At 73.3% G+C, this 18,064-nt stretch carries 16 protein-coding genes; 9 read left to right on the top strand and 7 right to left on the bottom strand.

Going from position 1 to position 18,064, the window contains the following annotated elements; translation table 11 throughout:
• The first annotated feature begins 80 nt into the window (after positions 1–80).
• Entirely contained in the window at positions 81–5,210 is a 5,130-nt protein-coding gene (locus tag ACFQUZ_RS15030; protein ID WP_377442439.1) for an amino acid adenylation domain-containing protein, read from the top strand.
• 1 nt (position 5,211) lies between these two features.
• Complete coding sequence (locus ACFQUZ_RS15035; RefSeq protein WP_377442442.1) at positions 5,212–5,811, top strand: hypothetical protein; 600 nt, start codon at positions 5,212–5,214, stop codon at positions 5,809–5,811.
• Between the two features lie 30 nt (positions 5,812–5,841).
• Here the strand turns inward: ACFQUZ_RS15035 and ACFQUZ_RS15040 are convergent, their stop codons facing one another.
• Entirely contained in the window at positions 5,842–6,063 is a 222-nt protein-coding gene (locus ACFQUZ_RS15040) for a ricin-type beta-trefoil lectin domain protein (protein WP_377442445.1), read from the bottom strand.
• Positions 6,064–6,206: 143 nt separating this feature from the next.
• Here ACFQUZ_RS15040 and ACFQUZ_RS15045 point away from each other — a divergent pair, with 143 nt between their 5' ends.
• Complete coding sequence (locus tag ACFQUZ_RS15045) at positions 6,207–7,184, top strand: sigma-70 family RNA polymerase sigma factor (RefSeq protein ID WP_377442447.1); 978 nt, start codon at positions 6,207–6,209, stop codon at positions 7,182–7,184.
• On the opposite strand, the gene ACFQUZ_RS15050 is transcribed toward ACFQUZ_RS15045, so the two are convergent.
• The gene (locus ACFQUZ_RS15050; RefSeq protein ID WP_377442449.1) at positions 7,095–7,469 is read right to left on the bottom strand and encodes an STAS domain-containing protein; all 375 of its coding nucleotides are present in this window, start codon (positions 7,467–7,469) and stop codon (positions 7,095–7,097) included. The genes ACFQUZ_RS15045 and ACFQUZ_RS15050 overlap by 90 nt on opposite strands.
• 80 nt (positions 7,470–7,549) lie before the next feature.
• Between ACFQUZ_RS15050 and ACFQUZ_RS15055 the strand changes: the two genes are divergently transcribed.
• From ACFQUZ_RS15055 to ACFQUZ_RS15075, 5 genes are all read left to right on the top strand, one after another.
• Entirely contained in the window at positions 7,550–8,812 is a 1,263-nt protein-coding gene (locus tag ACFQUZ_RS15055) for an FAD-binding oxidoreductase (protein WP_377442451.1), read from the top strand.
• A gap of 156 nt (positions 8,813–8,968) precedes the next feature.
• The gene (locus tag ACFQUZ_RS15060) at positions 8,969–9,559 is read left to right on the top strand and encodes a hypothetical protein (RefSeq protein ID WP_377442453.1); all 591 of its coding nucleotides are present in this window, start codon (positions 8,969–8,971) and stop codon (positions 9,557–9,559) included.
• Between the two features lie 106 nt (positions 9,560–9,665).
• The gene (locus ACFQUZ_RS15065) at positions 9,666–10,028 is read left to right on the top strand and encodes a DUF2203 domain-containing protein (RefSeq protein ID WP_377442455.1); all 363 of its coding nucleotides are present in this window, start codon (positions 9,666–9,668) and stop codon (positions 10,026–10,028) included.
• Positions 10,029–10,155: 127 nt separating this feature from the next.
• Positions 10,156–10,521, top strand: coding sequence for a hypothetical protein (locus ACFQUZ_RS15070; RefSeq protein ID WP_377442457.1), 366 nt, complete (start codon positions 10,156–10,158; stop codon positions 10,519–10,521).
• Positions 10,522–10,627: 106 nt separating this feature from the next.
• Positions 10,628–11,368 (top strand): maleylpyruvate isomerase family mycothiol-dependent enzyme, encoded by a 741-nt coding sequence (locus tag ACFQUZ_RS15075; protein ID WP_377442459.1) that lies wholly within the window; start codon positions 10,628–10,630, stop codon positions 11,366–11,368.
• Between the two features lie 95 nt (positions 11,369–11,463).
• On the opposite strand, the gene ACFQUZ_RS15080 is transcribed toward ACFQUZ_RS15075, so the two are convergent.
• From ACFQUZ_RS15080 to ACFQUZ_RS15095, 4 genes are all read right to left on the bottom strand, one after another.
• Complete coding sequence (locus tag ACFQUZ_RS15080) at positions 11,464–13,062, bottom strand: PQQ-dependent sugar dehydrogenase (RefSeq protein ID WP_377442461.1); 1,599 nt, start codon at positions 13,060–13,062, stop codon at positions 11,464–11,466.
• A 165-nt stretch (positions 13,063–13,227) separates the two neighbouring features.
• Positions 13,228–14,355: an FAD-dependent oxidoreductase gene (locus ACFQUZ_RS15085; protein ID WP_377442463.1), complete on the bottom strand. Its 1,128-nt coding sequence runs from the start codon at positions 14,353–14,355 to the stop codon at positions 13,228–13,230.
• A gap of 209 nt (positions 14,356–14,564) precedes the next feature.
• Positions 14,565–15,299, bottom strand: coding sequence for an isocitrate lyase/phosphoenolpyruvate mutase family protein (locus ACFQUZ_RS15090; protein WP_377442465.1), 735 nt, complete (start codon positions 15,297–15,299; stop codon positions 14,565–14,567).
• A complete protein-coding gene (locus tag ACFQUZ_RS15095) occupies positions 15,296–15,958 on the bottom strand; it encodes a hypothetical protein (protein WP_377442467.1) in 663 nt (220 codons plus the stop codon). The genes ACFQUZ_RS15090 and ACFQUZ_RS15095 overlap by 4 nt, the downstream gene beginning before the upstream one ends.
• A gap of 64 nt (positions 15,959–16,022) precedes the next feature.
• On the opposite strand from ACFQUZ_RS15095, the gene ACFQUZ_RS15100 reads away from it, so the two are divergent.
• The gene (locus tag ACFQUZ_RS15100) at positions 16,023–16,721 is read left to right on the top strand and encodes an ArsR/SmtB family transcription factor (RefSeq protein ID WP_377442469.1); all 699 of its coding nucleotides are present in this window, start codon (positions 16,023–16,025) and stop codon (positions 16,719–16,721) included.
• Between the two features lie 8 nt (positions 16,722–16,729).
• Here ACFQUZ_RS15100 and ACFQUZ_RS15105 read toward each other — a convergent pair whose 3' ends face one another.
• Positions 16,730–17,977 carry an MFS transporter gene (locus tag ACFQUZ_RS15105; protein WP_377442471.1) on the bottom strand — a complete coding sequence of 416 codons (1,248 nt, stop codon included), beginning with the start codon at positions 17,975–17,977 and terminating at the stop codon, positions 16,730–16,732.
• Between the last annotated feature and the right edge of the window lie 87 nt (positions 17,978–18,064).

Below are 18,064 nucleotides of genomic sequence, written 5' to 3' on the forward strand. Positions count from 1 at the left end.
TGCCACCGCCACAGCCTGACCGCCACCACGCCGCCCGGCCGACAGGCCATACGGCGTGTCACCCAACACCATGAACGTTGGTGGTCACGGCACTAGCGGGGGATGCGCAGGCCGAGCCCGCGCTCCTCGGCGATCCGGGCCACCCTCGCACCGAGGGCGATGTCCAGGACGGACATGCCGAAGGGGTCACCGCCGAGCGGTTCGTTCCCGACCCGTACGGCGCGCCGGGCGGGCGGCTCTACCGCACCGGCGACCGGGCCCGGGTGCTGACCGGCGGCGACATCGAGTTCCTCGGCCGCACCGACGACCAGATCAAGGTTCGCGGCCACCGGGTCGAGGCCGGCGAGGTGGTGGCGGTGTTGCGCCGCCATCCGGGCATCCGGGAGGCCGTCGTCACGCTGCGGGCGACGAGCGGCGGGGTGCGGGCCCTCGTCGCGTACGTCGTCACCACCAACCCGGACGCGCTGCCGGCCGACGGCGTGCGGTCGTTCGTCGCCGAGGCGCTGCCGGACTACATGGTGCCCGGCTACGTGGTCGCGCTTACCGAGCTGCCACTGACCAGCAACGGGAAGACCGACCTCGCGGCGCTGCCCGATCCGGACCGCACCGCCACCGCCGCCACCGCCGAGCTGGTCGCGCCGCGGACCCCCGCCGAGGAGCAGATCGCCGCGGTCCTGCGCCGCACGTTGAACATCCCCACGGTCGGCGTCGACGACGACTTCTTCGACCTCGGCGGCGATTCGCTCAGCGCGGTGGCGCTCGTCGGTGATCTCCGGGATGCCGGCTTCGACCTCGCGGTCGACGACGTCTTCGCCCAGCCGACCGTGGCGAAGCTCGCCGAGCTGGCCGGGCAGCGGGCCCCCGTCACCGGCGCGGCGCCGGGGGTGCGGCCGTTCGCGCTCATCTCCGCCCGGGACCGGGCCCGGCTGCCCGACGGCGTGGAGGACGCGTTCCCGGTCTCCATGTTGCAGGCCGGCATGGTCGTCGAGATGCTCAGCGGTGGCGAGGTCAACTACTACCACAACGCGACCACCTACCAGATGCGCGACGACGCGCCTTTCGTGGCGCCCGCGTTCGAGGCGGCCGTGGCGCTGTTGGTCGAGCGTCAGGAGGTGCTGCGGACCGGTTTCGACATGACGGGCCTCTCCCAGCCGGTGCAGCTGATCCACCGCACCGCGCACCTGCCCACAAGCGTCGAGGACGTACGCCACCTGCCGGCGGCCGATCAGGACGAGGTGGTGCGGCGCCGGATGGCGGCCGAGCGGGCCCGCCTGTTCGACCTCGCCGTGCCGTCGCTGCTGCGGCTGCACGTCGTCCTCCGGTCCGACACCCACTGGTCGCTCATCATCACGGAATGCCACCCCATCATGGAGGGGTGGAGTTACCACATGCTGCTGATGGAGCTGCTCACCTACTACCGGCAGCTTCGTGACGGTCTGCCGGTGCAGCCGGCCGCGCGGCTCGGGGTCCGCTTCGCCGACTTCATCGCCGCCGAGCAGGGCGCGATCGAGTCGCCGGAGACCCGCGGGTACTGGCACCGCGTGGTGTCCGGGTCCACCCCCTTCGCGTTGCCGTCCGGTTGGGGCTCCGCGGCGGGTCGCCGGGACCCGATCCGGGTCGAGGTGATGTTCGCCGACCTCGAGGACGGGTTGCGGGAGCTGGCCCGGACGGCGGAGGTGCCGCTCAAGGCGGTCCTGCACGCCGCGCACCTGAAGGTGTTGAGCATGCTGACCGACGAGCCGCGGTTCTTCGACGGGCTGGTGTGCGACACCCGGCCGGAGGTGGCCGGCGCCGACCGGCTGTACGGGTTGTTCCTCAACACGGTGCCCTTCCCGTTCAGCCTCACCGCCCCGACCTGGCGTCAGCTCGTTAAGGAGGTGTTCGCCCAGGAGATCGAGTTGTGGCCGCACCGCCGGTACCCGATGGCGGCCCTGCAGCGGGAGTTGTCGCCCGGTCGCCGGCTCGTCGACGTCATGTTCAACTACCTGGATTTTCGCACCGTCGACACCGAGCTGGTGGACTTCGCCGCCAGCATCGACGACTCGCAGATCGAGTTCCAGCTCGCCACGACCGTCTTCCGGCAGGGCCTGATCAGTCTGCGGATGCATCCCGCGACGCTCAGCCGGGCCAACGGCGAGCGGCTCGCCGCCATGTACCGGCTGGTCCTGGTCGACATGGCGGCGGATGCGGACGGGGACGCGCTGGCCACCTACCTGCCCGCCGACGAGCGTCGCCGCCTGGTGGCGGACTGGAACGACACCGCCGTCGACATGCCGCCCGCCGACCTGCCCGGCGTCTTCGAGCGGCAGGTCGCGGCCACCCCGGACGCGGTGGCCGTGCTGCTCGCGGACGGCGGTGAGCTGACCTTCCGCGACCTCGACCGGCGCGCCAACCAGCTCGCCCACTACCTGCGTACCTGCGGCGTGGGGCCGGACGATTTCGTCGGCCTCCACCTCGAACCCGGTCCGGAACTGCTCGTCGGCCTGCTCGGGGTGGTCAAGGCCGGCGGCGCGTACCTGCCCCTCGACCCGTCGCATCCGGCCGAGCGATTGGCGTACGCGATGCGGGACGCGGGTGCCACCGTCGTGCTCACCCAGGACGGCCTCGACGGCCGACTGCCCCCGGTGCCGATCGAGGTCATCTACCTGGACGGTGACTGGCCGGCGATCAACGGCCAGCCCGACGGCCCGGTTCCGCGTCGGGTGCACCCCGACAACCTGGTGTACGGGATCTACACGTCCGGGTCGACCGGGCGACCCAAGGGCGTCATGATCACCCACCGGGGGCTGGTGAACTACCTGCGCTGGGCGGTCGGCGCGTACACCCGTCCGGGCGGCACCGGCGCGCCGCTGCTCGGGTCGATCGCGTTCGACCTCACCGTGACGAACCTGCTCGTGCCGCTGGTCGCCGGCCGTCCGGTGCGGCTGTTGCCGGTGGGTGGTGAGATCCAGGCGGTCGCGGACCTGCTTCGCGGCGCCGGTTCGCTCGACCTGGTCAAGCTGACCCCCGGCCACCTGGATGTGCTCAACGACCTGATGCCGCCGCCCACGGTGGTGGATTCGGTGGGCACGCTCGTGGTCGGCGGGGAGCAGCTTCCGCTGGAGACCGTGCTCGGCTGGCACAACCTCGCGCCGGGGATCCGGGTGGTCAACGAGTACGGCCCCACCGAGACGGTGGTGGGTTGCGTCGTCCACGAGGTGCCCGACGATCCACGGCAGCCGGTGCCGGTCGCCATCGGACGTCCGATCGCCAACACCCGGGTGTACGTGTTGGACCGTCACCTGCAACCGGTGCCGGTCGGTGTCCGGGGCGAGCTCTACATCGGTGGTGCGGGTGTCGCCCGCGGATACCGGGCTCGGGCGGACCTGACGGCCGAACGGTTCGTGCCCGACCCCTTCGGTCCGGCCGGTGGGCGGCTCTACCGCACCGGTGACGTGGTCCGCCACCGCGCGGGCGGTGAGCTGGAGTTTCTTGGTCGGGTCGACGACCAGGTCAAGATCCACGGGTATCGGATCGAGCCGGCGGAGATCGAGGCCCGGTTGCTCGGCCATCCCGAGGTGGCGGAGGCGGTCGTCGTCGCGCGCCCCTCCGGGGCCGGGGACCCGCAGCTGGTGGGCTACCTTGGCTGCCCGGGTCCGGATCGGCCCGCCGGGGCCGCGCTTCGGGGGTACCTGCGGGCGAGCCTGCCCGAGTACATGGTGCCTGCCGTCCTGGTCGTTCTGGAGGCCCTGCCGCGCGGCGCCGCGGGCAAGATAGATCGTCTGGCGTTGCCGTCGCCGGAGACCCCGTCCGACACGAGCGTCCCGTACGTCGCCCCGCGCAATGCCACGGAGCGTCGGCTGGCCGAGATCTGGGAGCAGATCCTCGGGGTGGACCGCATCGGTATGGACGACGACCTGCGCGAGCTGGGGGCCGACTCGCTGAGCCGGCTGCGGATGGCGGCGGCCACCGCCGAACTCGGTCTGGCGATGTCCCCGGCCGACGCGGTCGCGCACACCACAATTGCCGGACTCGCACGTCACCTGCTGGGCGGCGACACCGAGGATCTGACCCGCACCCTGGTCCAGGACTCGGTGCTCGACGAGGCGATCCGGCCGGCCGGATCGCGGGTCGCCGATCCGGCCGGGCCGCTGCTGCTGACCGGCGCGACCGGTTTCCTCGGCGCGTTCCTGCTGCGGGAGCTGCTCGACCGGACGAGCAACCGGGTGGTCTGCCTGGTGCGGGGTTCCTCCTCGGACGACGCGCGGCGACGGCTGTACGACGCGCTGCGGCGGTGGGAGGCGTTCCACCCGGCGGTGCCCGACCGGGTGGAGGTGGTGGTCGGTGACCTGGGCAGGCCCGCTCTGGGACTGGCCGCGGATCGCTGGCACGCACTCGCCGAGTCGGTGGCGGCGATCTACCACTGCGGCGCCGACGTCAACGCGGTCTACCCGTACGCCGCGATGCGGGCCGTCAACGTCGAGGGCACCCGGGAGATCATCCGGCTGGCCTGTACGGGGCCGTCGACTCCGCTGCACCACGTGTCGACGATGTCGGTGTTCACCCTGGACACTCTCGACACCACGTCCGTCGACGAGGACAGCGTGCAGGAGACACCGCCCGCTACCCATTCCAGCGGGTACGGCCAGAGCAAGTGGGTGGCCGAGAACCTGGTCCGCGAGGCGGCCGGTCGCGGCCTGCCGACCACGATCTACCGGATGGCGAAGGTGTCCTGGGAGACGGTCACCGGGGTCGCCAACCCGGTCGACCAGTTCACCCGGATCCTGACCGCCTGCCTCATTCTCGGCAGCGCACCCGACACCGACTACGCCATGACGTTGACCCCGGTCGACCGGGTGGCGGCCGGCATCGTCGAGATCTCCGGCCGGACCGACGCGTACGGACGGTGCTTCCACCTGATCAGCGACCATCGGTTGCGGTGGAAGGACATGCGGGGCTGGATCGCCGACGCCGGTCGGCGGCTGGATCTCGTGGAGTACGCCAGGTGGCGCGAGGCGCTCGCCGAGGCCAGCGACCGTCCCGGCGGCGAGCGGCTCAAGCCCCTGGTCATGCTGCTGCCCCGGCCGGGTGACGACTTCGACCTCACCCGGTTGGAGGACGACTACGTGCCGCCGGCACCCACCTGGTGGAGCCGGCACGGTGGGGCGATCGATCCCATCCGGCCGGCCGACTTCCGGCGGTTCCTGGACCGGTTGGACCGGGACCGTTGACGTGGTCGCTCCTCTCGTGCGGACCACATCCGGCGGTGCGCGCCCACCGGAGCGTGGTGGTGCGTCCGGCGAGCCGGTGGAGAGTGTGTCCGGCGGCGTCGTGGCGGTCCATGCCCGTGATGGCGGGCGGGAGGTGCTGCGCAGCGATCGCCGGTTCGCGATCGCCGCGTACGATGTCGTGGCGCGCCACCTGCTGCTGACCAGCGAGGCCGGCCTGGGTGTCGACGGCCGTCGGTGCGTCACCAGGATCGAGGTGGCGTTCGGACCGGTCTCGGCCTTCAAACTCCGCCATGTCTATCGCGGCCTGGTCGTCCGGCTGGCCCGACGGCACGAGGCGCGGGACATGGTGGTGCCGCCGTCGTTGCCGGAGGCCGCCGGGTTGATCTTCATGCTGGACAGTGAGGGACAATCGGATTTCGTGGTCAGTGGCGCGGTGCGCTGGTGCGAGGGCGTGCTGCGGCCGTCGGAGCGCTCCCTCCTGGACGGTCGGCGGTACCCCGTCGGTGTGGTCGATCGTGGGGTCGGTCCGGTGTGCGACGGCGCCGATCCGGTGCTGGAACCGGGGCGACGGCGCGGCCGGTGGCCCGGAGCCGTCGAGTGACCGCCGCCGGCTCCGGTGGCCGCGCCGGGGTCAGTAGCGGGACCATTTCTGGTTGGCGGCGCCTGTGCAGTCCCACAGCTGGAGCTTGCCGCCGTTGCCGGTCACCCGGTCCCGGACGTCGACGCACCGGTTGGCGCTTAGGTTCACCAGGTCACCGGCGGTGGTGAGGGTGAAGCGCTGCGCCGGATTGCCGTTGCAGGTGACGAGGTTGACCTCGGTGCCGTTCGCGGTGCCGGCCCAGGCGGGATCCATGCAGATTGCCCATCGCCCGGATGGTGCCGTCGGAGGCGAATGTCCACTGCTGGGCGGCGGTGATGTTGCAGTCCCAGATCTGCAGCTTCGCGCCGTCGACCGGGTTGGCGCCGGGGTCACCGCCTTCGGTTAGGTTTGTGGGCGTGCGTGATGTGGGGACCGACGCGTCGATCGAGGGTCAACTGGAGACCCACCGGTCCGAGTTGACCGGCTACTGCTACCGGATGCTGGGGTCCTTCTTCGAGGCCGAGGACGCCGTGCAGGACGCCTTCGTCCGGGCCTGGCGCGGCTTCGACCGGCTCGACGAGCGGGCCGCGCTGCGACCCTGGCTCTACCGGATAGCGACGAACGTCTGCCTGGACATGCTCGGCAGCGCCCAACGCCGCGTCCGACCGATGGATCTGGGGCCTGCCGGGTCCGGCCACGCCACCGCCGCGGGCGAGCCGCGTCCCGACGAGATCTGGGTCGGACCGGTGCCGGACGGGCGGGTGCTGCCGGAGCGGACCGACCCGGCCGAGGTGGTCGCGGGCCGCGAGTCCGTCCGGTTGGCGTTCGTCGCCGCCCTGCAACACCTGCCGCCGCGCCAGCGGGCCGTGCTCATCCTGCGCGAGGTGCTGGCCTGGTCCGCGCAGGAGGTCGCCGACCTGCTCGGCACCACCGTCCCCAGCGTCAACAGCGCACTGCAGCGGGCCCGGGCCACGATCGCCGCCGCCGACCTCCGCGCCGACGTGCACAAGCCGCTGGACGACGAACAGAAGGAACTGCTCGCTCGCTACGTGCGGGCCTTCGAGGCGTACGACCTCGGGGCGCTCACGACGTTGCTGCACGACGACGCGACGCTGGCGATGCCGCCGCTGCCGTTGTGGCTGCGCGGCCCGGCCGACATCCACGCCTGGATGAGCGGCACGGGCGCGGGCTGCCGGGGCTCCCGCCTGGTCCCGGTGGTGGCCAACGGCATGCCGGCATTCGGGCAGTACCGGCCGAGCCCGACCGGCTCGGGACACGACGCGTGGGCCCTGATCGTGCTGGAGCTATCCGCTGGACGGATCGCGATGGTGAACAACTTCCTCGACACCGCCCGGTTGTTCCCGCTGTTCGGGCTGCCCGCCCGGCTGGACTGACCGCTCCGGTAAGGCGTCGGCCAGGCCCAGCAGGGCGATGATCCGCAGCAGGTCCGGTCCGGCCCCGCACACGAGCAACCGCCGGCCGTACCGTCGTGCGGTCAGCCGCAGCCGGGCCAGCGCCTCGACCGTGACCACGTCCGGCCGGGCCACCCCGGACACCTCGCAGAGCACGGTGCCACGGCCGGCGTCGCGCAGCAGATCGGCGGCGCGGGCGCACAGGTCCGGAATGTCCGCGCGGGTCACCGTCGCGGGGAGGACGACGGTCGTCTCATCGGGCGCCACCTGAACAGGACCGGTCGGCGGCGCGAAACTCATCGCTGCCGTGCCGATGAATCACGCGGACCCGACCGGTCTGGATCGACATGAACCTTCACCACACCCTGCGGGTCGGGCGGTCACGGCTCGCCGGTTCCGTTTTCCTGCCCGGCGACGAGGGCTATGACGCGTACCGCCAACCTCTCGATCCGACGCTCGACCCGCACCCGGCGGCGGTGGTCCGAGCCACCGGCGCGACCGACGTCCGGCGGGCCGTGCTGGCCGCCCGCCGCCACGCCGTACCGCTGGCCGTGCAGGCCACCGGGCACGGCACGCACGTCGCCCATGACGGCGCGCTGCTGGTGAACACCGGGGCGATGGCGTCGGTGTTGATCGACCCGGATCGGCGGATCGCCCGGGTCGGTCCCGGGGCGCGCTGGGGCGACGTGCTGCGGGCGGCCGAGCAGTTCGGCCTCGCGGCGCTGTCCGGCTCGTCGCCGGACGTCGGCGTCACCGGTTACACCCTGGGCGGCGGCCTGGGCTGGCTGGCCCGCGAACACGGCCTGGCGGCCGACAGCGTGCTGCGCGCCCGGGTCGTCCTGGCCGACGGCACGGCGACGACAGTCGACGCCGACCACCACCCCGACCTGTTCTGGGCGCTGTGTGGCGGTGGCGGCTCGTTCGGCGTGGTGACCGCGCTCGAGTTCCGGCTCTACCCGGTCGACCGGGTGTACGCCGGCGCGGTCACCTTCGGCCGGGAACGGGCCGCCGAGACGCTTGCGTACTACCGGCGGTGGATCGAACGGGTGCCGGACGCGTTGAGCACGGCGGTGCTGCTCACCCGCGACGGGACGCTCGTCGTCAAGGCCATGTACGCCGGGGACCCGGACCGGGGACGGGCCCTACTGGAGCCGCTGTGGACAGTCGCCGGGCCCGTCCGTGAGAACGGCATGCGGGTGGTGCCCTACGCGCAGGCGGCGATGGGCGGCACCTTCGCCCGTACCTTCGACCAGGTCGGCACGCTCGACGACGACCTCGTCGCCGGCCTGGTCGCCGAGGCGGACGCAGGCGTCGAGATCCGCCACTGGGGCGGCCGGATCGCGGCCGGCTCCGGTGCCGCGGCCCACCGGGACCTGCCGCTGTCGGTCGTCCTCGACACCGTGCCGTCGACCCAGACGGCGGCCGCCCTGCGCCGTCACGGCCGGGGCAGCGGTTTCCTCAACTTCCTGGTCGACGCGTCCCGGACCGAGTCGGCGTTCACCACCGCGAACTGGGCGGCGCTGCGCCGGGTCAAGTCGACGTACGACCCGGACAACGTCTTCGGGTCGGGCCTGGCCGTGCCCCCGGCCGCGATGCTGACCACGGTGTGATCGACAGTCCGTTGTCGCTGCCGCATACTGCCGGGACGCGCGGCCGGTGCGACGGCCCGTGGAGTACGGCAGGTGGCGCGAGGCGCTCGCCGAAGGCCGCGGTGACCGGTGCGACGGCGTCGCGGCGACCGGTGCGACGGGAGAGGACGGACGGGGATGTCGTCGACGAGAATCGAGGAGGCGCTGGTCGCCATCTCGATCCAGCTGGTGTTGGTCGGGATCGGCGCGCTGGTCGGGGTGCGGCTGGGTCGGGTCCGGACCTCCCCGCCACGGCTGCTCGCCGTGGTGCTGCCGGCGGCGGGGCTGGTGGTGGTGCTGGTCGGCGCCGCGTCGGGCCGGTTGGTCGAGTCCGTGGTCGGCTTCCTGGCCGGCGCCGGCGTGCTCGTCCTCACCATGCTCGCCGCGGCACGGCTGCCGCGGGCGTCCGGGACCGCGACGGCCGTGCTGGGTGGACTCCTCGCGCTGCACGCGGCGGTGATCGGGTTCGTGCTGGTGGGGTTCAGTCCGCAGGCCGCGCCGCGTGGGCAGGCCCCGCTCTGGTGGCTGGCGGCCGCCACCGGTCTGGTCCGCGACCAGCACCTCGGCCTCTCCGGGGCGGAGGCGCCGAACCAGTCGCCGCTCTGGGTGCGACTGTCGGAAGCCGCCGGGCCGCTGCTGATGCTGTTGACGGTGGTCGTCGGCCTCGCGATTGCCCACGTCCTGCGCGGCAGATCCCGCCGGGAGCGTGTTCTCCGGGGGCAACCGTGACGGCATGGCCTGCCGGCAGTCGCGGCGAGGCGCAGGCGGGTGGCGACGGCGAGGTTGGAGCGGCCCTCGGCCGACCGCGCCGACGGCCGGATGTCAGGCTTGTGGCATGGGACTGTTCACCGTGACGCAGGCGCGGGCTGAGCTGGCGAGGCTGCGGCCGGTGCTCGACGAGCTGGTTGTGATGCGTGCCGACGCGGCCGAACTCGCCGCCGCGATGGCGCCCGGCGGGACGCCGACCCCGCTCGGCGGGCTGCCGGAGTGGAAGGCCGCCGCCGCCCGGCTGGACGAGCTGATGAGCGAGGTGCAGCGGACCGGGGCGGACCTCAAGAGCCTCGCGCCCCTGTTGGTGGACTTTCCGTCCGATCTGGATGGCGTGCCGGTGCTGCTGTGCTGGTTGGAGGGCGAGGTCGAACTGGGCTGGTACCACCGCGTCGATCTCGGCTTCGCCGGCCGGCGCCGGCTGCCGTAGCGACTCCCGGTCGTCTCGTCCCGCCGGCGGGACCAGGGCGCCTGGCGGGGGCCACGCGACCCGGCGGGATCCTGATAGCGTGCCGGCGATTCCGTTCTCCTGATCCCAGTGGAAGGTCGGTACCTCCGTGCCACGCACGATCACTCGTCTCCTGTCCACCGTCACGCTCGCGGCGGCGGTGGCCGTCGTCGGCACCGCTTGCGGCGGCGGTGACACCAAGGCGGCCTGCGACAGCATCCAGCAGGAAATGACAAACATCACGTCGACCGGGATGCAGCAGACCAGCGATCCGGCTGCGCTGTCCAAGACGTACTCCGACGGCGCGGAGAAGATCCGCGGCTACGGCAAGGACGCCGGTGGTGACGTCGAGGACGCGGCGAACGACATCGCCGCGGCGATGGAGGATCTCGGCAAGAAGGCGTCCGCCGGGCAGATGCCCGACGCGCAGGCGCTCGGCAACGCGGGTATCAAGCTGAAGAACGCCTGCGAATAGCTGATCCGCTGGCCGCTCCGGTCCGCCCAGTCCGCCCGGGGCGGGCCGGAGCGCAGCGCACCCTGGAAGTGGGAGGGTGGCCCGAGCCGTCGATATGGTCGGTCGGGTGCTGGTGTACGACATGGTTGTCGACGAGCGGCGACGGATGGCGGACCTGTTGGCCGGGTTGACCGAGGAGCAACTGCGCCAGCGGAGCCTGTGCGCGGGATGGACGGTGCACGACGTGGCCGCCCACCTCGTGACCTACCTGCGTTACGGCCAAGCCAAGATCCTCTTCGCGATCGTCGCCACCGGGGCGGACTTCGACCGCTTCAACGTGGCGCTGACCCGCCGGGCGGCCCGGATCGGCAGCGACGAGATCATCGCACGACTGCGCCGGCAGGCCGCCGCCCGGACGACGATCCCGCGATCGGGGTACGACCCCGTGCTCACCGATCTGCTGCTGCACGACCTGGACATCCGGGTTCCGCTCGGCATCCCCCGCGACACTCCTGAGGAGCGGCTGCGGGTGGCGTTCCACCACCTCGCGGTCGCGCCGTCGCCGGGCTTCGCGATGGGCGGGCGGCTGGCCGGTCTGCGGTTGCGGGCCACCGACACGGGTTGGGCGTACGGACGCGGTGCCCTTGTGGCCGGGCGGGCCGACGCCCTGGTGCTCGGCATGGCAGGCCGGTCGGCGGCGTTCGCCGACCTCGACGGGGACGGTGTCGCACTACTGCGGCAGCGGGTCGGCGCGGTGCCCCGCCCCGGCCCGCTCCACCGGTTGATGGCACCGCTGCGGGTGCTGGCGCACCCGCCGCCGCCCGAACGCCGCTCCCGGCGGGCGGTCGCTCCGCCACGCCCGGAGTAGCGGGTGCTCAGGTGTGGGTGAACGGGCCGGGTGATGGCGAACGTGCCGGGTGATGGCGAACGTGCCGCAACGCGGCGACGGAGCCGAGCCGCGGTTCAGGCGCAGGGAGCACCATTGAGGGTGAACGAGGTCGGCGGCGGATTCGTCCCCGAGTAGCTGCCGAGGAGCCCGAAGCTTACCGTCGCGCCCGGGGCGATGGTCGGGTTCCACGAGGCGTTGCGGGCGGTCACGTCGGCACCCTGCTGGTTGACCTCGGCGTTCCACCCGCTGGTCACCCGCTGGTTCCCGGCGTACGTCCACCCGAGCGTCCAGCCGTCGACGGCGGCGGTGCCGGTGTTGGTCATCGTCACGGTGACCGTGAACCCGGTGCCCCACTGGCTGTCCACCCGGTAGTCGACCGTGCAGGTCGCCGGCGGCTGGGTGGCCGCGAACGACACCCGGTGCAGCTGCCCGGGCAGGTCGTTGACCAGGTAGATCTCACCGTCGGCGGAGAGGCCCAGGCTGGTCGGCTGGATTGTCAGTTCGCCGAGCTTGCGGGTGGTGTAACCGCCGGCGCCGTCCGGGCGGATCACGAACGCGGTACCCGAGCAGTAGTCGGTCGCCAGGTAGGTGCCGGCCGCGATGTCGGCGTACCGGGTCCCGCGGTAGACGTGACCGCCGATGATGGCACAGCCGTCCACAGAGGTCTGGTAGTGGTACACCGGCTCGACGTAACGGGCGCCGGCCACGCACCGCTCGGGGTTGAACACCTGCGGCCCTTCCCGGCAGGACCAGCCCAGATTGGCTCCCCGCTGGTTGGTGGTGAGGTGGTCGACCTCCTCGTAGGTGCCCTGACCGACGTCGGCGATCCACAGCGAACCGTCGGCCGGGTCGAACGAGAACCGCCAGGGGTTGCGCAGCCCGTACGCCCAGATCTCGGCCCGCGCGCCGGCGGTGCCCACGAACGGGTTGTCCGCCGGAACGCAGTACGGCCGGCCGTCGCAGCCCCGGGAGACGTCCAGGCGGAGGATCTTGCCGAGCAGGGTGCCCAGGTTCTGCCCGGTGTCGAGCGTGTCGTCGGCGCCGCCGCCGTCGCCGATGCTCCAGTAGAGGTGGCCGTCGGGTCCGAAGGCGAGTTGCCCCCCGTTGTGGTTGCCGAACTCCGCGTGTGGCTGGCTGAGCAGGATCTCCTCCCGGGCCGCCGGGACGGGGTCCTGGCCGGCGCTGTCGAGGACAAACCGGGAGAGGGTGACCGCTCCGTCCGGCAGCGCCGTGTAGGCGAGGTAGATGGCCCGGCTGGTGGTGAAGTCCGGTGAGGTGACGATGCCGAGCAGGCCACGTTCGTTGCCCGCCGTGGAGACCCGGTCCGTGATGTCCAGCAACGGGGTGGCCGAAATTCCCGTGGCCTCGTGGTAGACCCGCACGGTGCCGGCCTTCTCGGTGACGAACAGCCGGTCGCTGCCGTCGTCCGGTGCGTGGATGGCGGTGGGTCGGCGCAGGCCCGAGGCGACCTGGGTGGTGCTGACGGCCAACCGGTCCAGCGGCACGGCGGCAACGGATCCCGGGTCGGTGCTTCCGTGTGGCGCTGCGCTGCCGGCCGGCGCGGCGGTGGTGCTCGGCGCGGAGCGCGCCGGGATGGCGGGGGGCGCGAACGCTCCGGCCGCCACCACGAGTCCGGCGAGGACTGTCAACGCACCCGTACGGCCAGTCGGCATATCGACTCCAATCGCTGTGGATGTCAATGTCCCGGCTCGGGCGGGTGTGCATCCACTGATGTCCCGGACTATGGAAGCGCTCCCACGGGTGCCGTCCCACTCGATGGGACAACGAGCGGGCGATCCCCCGGGTGTGACCGTTGTCGACGACCGGTATCGGCGCCCTCAGATCCAGGCGGCCACGGCGATGTCCGTGTCGACGATGTCGGGGAACGAGCCGTCGCCGAACAGGATCCGCGCCGCCAGGGTGCGCCCGGCGCGACCGCGTAACGCGGTCACCGCCGCCTCCGCGGCAGCGGGGGAGCGGATGCCGGCGAATACCCGACGCAGCAGCAGCCGACCGCGGAACCGGGCCCGCACGGCGTTCCCGTCGTACCTTCGCAGCACCTTCTCGTCCCCGGTCCGCAGGTAACCGTCGGCGACGGCTGCGGCCAGCTCGGACATGCGCAGGCAGGGGTCCAGCCCACCGGCGGTCAGTGGCGACACGGCGCCGGCCGCGTCGCCGACGAGCAGTCCGCCGGGGCACGCCAGGCGCCGCAGGACGCCGCCGACCGGGATCGGACCACCCCGGCGGGCGATCGGACCGGCCGGCGCCGGTCGACCGGGGGCGTCCGTGGCGAACGTGTCCAGCAGGTGCCGTACCCCCGAGCGCATCACCTCCGGATATCCGGCGACTCCGACGTGCGCGTGCCGGCCGTCGTCGACGACCCAGCCGAGGTAGCCGGGGGCGACCCGGGGATCCAGGACACAGTGGAACGCCGGGGTGCTGTCCGAGGTGATCGGGTAAACGAGTTCGGCGCCGACGAGGAAACGGCGGTTGACGTCGAGGCCGAGGTCGCGGGCCACCCGGGAACGGGCGCCGTCGGCGCCGACGATGAACCGGGCCGGCACCGGTTCCGCGCCCGCGAACCGCGCCACACCCGCCGCCGCGCCGACATACCGCACGCCCAGGCGGACCCGCGCGCCGGCCGCCTCGGCCGCCCGGCGCGCGTGTGCGTAGACGGCCGCCATGTCGGCCACCCGGTACTCGTCCCGGTCGCTGGTGAGCCGGACCGGTGCCCGCCGCGACGGCGGGTACAGCAGTACGTCCCGGATGCCTGGCCCGAGCACATGGTCCGGCAGGTCGAAGTCGTCCAGGGTACGGCGTACGAAGATCCCCGTGGTGCGGATTCCCGTCCCCAGCGCCCTCCGGCGCTCGGTGACCAGGACGTCGAGGCCTCGTTCCGCGAGCAGGCGAGCGGTGTGCAGGCCAGCCAGACCCGCCCCCACGACAAGGACATCCACGCTCCGCATGGCTGCGACGCTAGGGCGGTGCCCCGCCAGACGGGGCCGTCCGCACGAGATCCGTGCGGCACCTCCCCAGCACCGTCACATCAGCCCTCACGCAACCGTTGAAAACCCAGCCTCCTAGGATGCCGTGCGGGCGGTGACACGGCGTACCGCGCCCACCGCACCACCGAGCGGCGGACGGTACTGCCCCGCGGACGGTGCTGCCCGCGGCATCACCCGGACGACAAGGCGTTGACCTGCCCATAGGACGGCAGGTCAGGCCGCACCGGGTGGCCGTCCCGGACCGCGCCCGCCGTGTCCACAAGCGCGGCCAGGGCCGCGCGGAACAACAGCGAACCGGTGCTGATCCGGCGCACCCCGAGGTCGGCCAGGGCGGCGACGGTGTGCCGCCCGGGCAGGAACAGAACGTTGACCGGCAGGTCGACCGCCGCCACGACGGCGGCGATGTCGGCCGGCTCGGCGAGGCCCGGTACGAACACCCCGTCGGCGCCCGCGTCGGCGTAGCGCCGTACCCGGCGCCGGGTCTCGGCCAGGTCACCCGGGCGCTGCCAGTGGGTGTCGGTCCGGGCGTTGACGAACAGCCCGGGCACCTCCCGTTTCACCGACCGGATGAGCGACGCGTGCTCGGCGTCCGGGCGCATCGCGTCCTCCAGGTTGACGCCGGCGGCGCCGGCCTCCGCGACGGCCACCGCGGTCTCGACCGATCCGGTCTCGATGTCGACGGTCAGGTGCGCCGGGAGGGTGGCCAGCCGGCGGGTGAGGCGCAGGGTCTCCGGGTCCGCGGCACCCGCGCCGTCGGGCCGTCCGGCCGCCGCCGCGACGCCGAGACTTGTGGTGCCGATGGCGCCGAAGCCGGCCTCGACCAGCGTACGGGCGGAGGCGACGTCCCACGCGTTTGGCAGGACGAGCGGGGAACCGGCGCGGTGCAGGGCAGCGAAGTCCGTCATCCGAGGCCCGCCTCGACGAGCGCGAGGGCGTGCGCGCGGCCGGGGCAGCGGCGGGCACCGGCGCCGAACGCCAGGTCCCCGGCGAGGCGCACCCGCACCACCTCGCCGGCCGCGACGGCGACGCCGCCGACGGTGGTGGCGACGAGCGCCTGTCGTTTCGTCGCCGGGACCGGTGGGTCGTCGCGCAGCACGTCCTCGACGGGGCGGTGCCGGGCTCGTTCGGTGAGGGTGACGGTGGCGTCGCACGCCTGCACCAGCACGCCGATCCGGGCCGCGGTTGGCTCGTCGAAGGCGCCACCGAGCATCGCCACCAGCCGGTCGACCGCCACGTCCGCGCGGGATTCGTCACCCGTGCCCGGTTGATACGCCTGGGCGATGTCCCGGACCAGGTCGACCACCCGGCCCTCGACGCCCATCTCGCGGGCGAGGATGGCCACCGGATGCGCCGGGTCGTGGGCCCGCAGCGCCGCAGGCGGGATCGCGTCCAGGACGGCGACGGACAACGCGCGGCGGCGCTGGTGGGCCGCGCCGGTGCTGAACCGGCCGACCGTGGCGCGGAGCCAGGCGACACCCGCCGTCCCGGGCGGGACGGGCGGCACCACGAAGGCGGGGTCGGTCAGCACCGCCATGGCGGTGTCGGGATCGGTTACCTGCTGCATGCGGCGACGCTACGGCCGGGAACGTTCGGTCCGGACCGAAGTGTGCGGCCCGTAGGGTGGGCCGGTGACCCCCGCCTCGAACCTGGCGTCGCTCGCGGCTCTGCTGGCCGATACCACCCGGGCCACCATGTGTCTCGCGCTGCTCGACGGGCGCGCGTGGACGGCGGGCGAGCTGGCGACCCACGCGCGGGTCGCCCCCTCCACCGCGACCGCGCACCTGCATCGCCTGATCGACGGCGGGCTGCTCGTCGAACGGCGCCAGGGGCGGCACCGGTACGTCCAGCTCGCGGACTCCTCAGTGGCGGATCTGATCGAAACCCTGGCGGGCCGCGTCGAGGACCGCGCCGCCCCGCCGGTGGGGTTGCGGGCGGCGACGGTCGACGCGGCCCTGCGACGCGGTCGGACCTGCTACGACCACCTCGCCGGGCGGCTCGGGGTCGGGGTGACCGATGCGATGACGAGAGCGGGTCTGCTGGATCAGAGTGGCGGCTTCGCGCTGACGCCGGCCGGGCTGGCCTGGTTGACCGACACGCTCGGGGTGCGGGCGGAGGAGCTGCGGTCCGGCCGGCGACCGCTGGCGCGGGGGTGCCTCGACTGGACCGAGCGTCGGCAGCACCTCGCCGGGTCGGCCGGGGCCGGGCTGTGCGCCAGGTTCTTCGAGCAGGGCTGGGTGACGCGGATCGGGTCCGGTCGGGCGGTACGGCTCACCCCGCCCGGCGCGGCGGCGCTGCGGGACCTGCTCGGCCTGTCCGGGCTCGACTGAGCGCGGGGTCACGGACCGTCATCGGGCGCCGGCCGGCGGATGGCCGGCACCAGGAGCAGCGCGGCGAGCAGCAGGACCGGGACGATCAGCAGCGCCCGCAGGGTGCCGAACCGGTCGCCGAGCAGTCCGACCAGCGGCGGGCCGGCGAGGAACGCGGTGTAGCCGATCATCGCGACGACGCTGACCCGGGCCGCGGCCCGATCCTCGTCGTCGGCGGCCGCGCTCATCCCGACCGGGAAGCCCAGCGACGCGCCGACTCCCCACAGGGCGACGCCGATCAGGCCCAGCAAACCGGAGCCGGCGAGCACGGCGAGCAGCACGCCGCCGACGGCCAGCCCGATCGTGGCGGTGAGCACCGGCACCCGGCCCCACCGGTCCAGCGCGACGGTGCCGAACAGCCGGCCGAGCGTCATCGCGCCGACGAACAGCCCGAAGACGGCGGCGCCGGCCGCCTCGCTGAACCCGTATCCGTCGACGAAGGCGACACCGATCCAGTCGTTGGCGGTGCCTTCGGTGAAGGCCATCACCAGCACGAACAGGCCGACCAGCAGGGTCCGTGGTTCGCGCCAGGCGGCGAGGACGCCGCTGCCGCCGCCCGCGTCGCCGTGGGTGGCGTCGGCCGGGGTGCGGCCGGCCGGGGTGGCGTCGGCCGGCGTGGGTAGGAACGCGCGCGCGCCGAGCACCGTGCCGATGAGCACCACCACAGCGATGACCGGCAGGTGCGCCGCGATCGACATTCCGGCGTGCGCGCTGGCCGCGCCGAGTCCGCCGCCCGCGACCGTACCCAGGCTCCAGGCCGCGTGGAATCGTGGCATCACGGTACGGGCGAGCTTGCGCTCGACGGCGGCCGCCTCGACGTTCATCGCCACGTCACAGCTGCCGGAGCCGTAGCCGAGGGCGAACAGCCCGGCCGCTGTCACCGGGATCGACGCCCAGGCACCGACGCCCAGTCCGGTGACGGTGAGCCCGGCGGCCACCAGCGCCGTCGAGCCGACCACCACCCGGGCCGGGCCGAGGCGGTGCACGGCGGCGCCCGCGGTCGACATCGCCAGGACGGCGCCGGCCGACATGGCGAGCAGCACCAGACCGAGCCGTCCGGCGCTTATCGACAAGTCGTCGCGGGCGGTCGGGATCCGGGCGAACCAGGTGGCGACGGCCAGCCCGTTGAGGCCGAACACCACCGCCACCCCGGTCCGTGCGGCGCGTAACCGTCGTGGGTCCTGACCGGCCAGGGCAGGGGTGGGGGATCGCCGCACCGTCGGCGCTCCTTCCGGGTCGGGCCGGTGGCCGCGGACACCGACCGCGCTGTGGACACCAAGCGGTGCCCACGGTGGGGATGAGTC

The organism is Plantactinospora sp. GCM10030261, assembly GCF_042666615.1.
In the GTDB taxonomy this organism is placed as follows: Bacteria; Actinomycetota; Actinomycetes; order Mycobacteriales; family Micromonosporaceae; genus KBS50.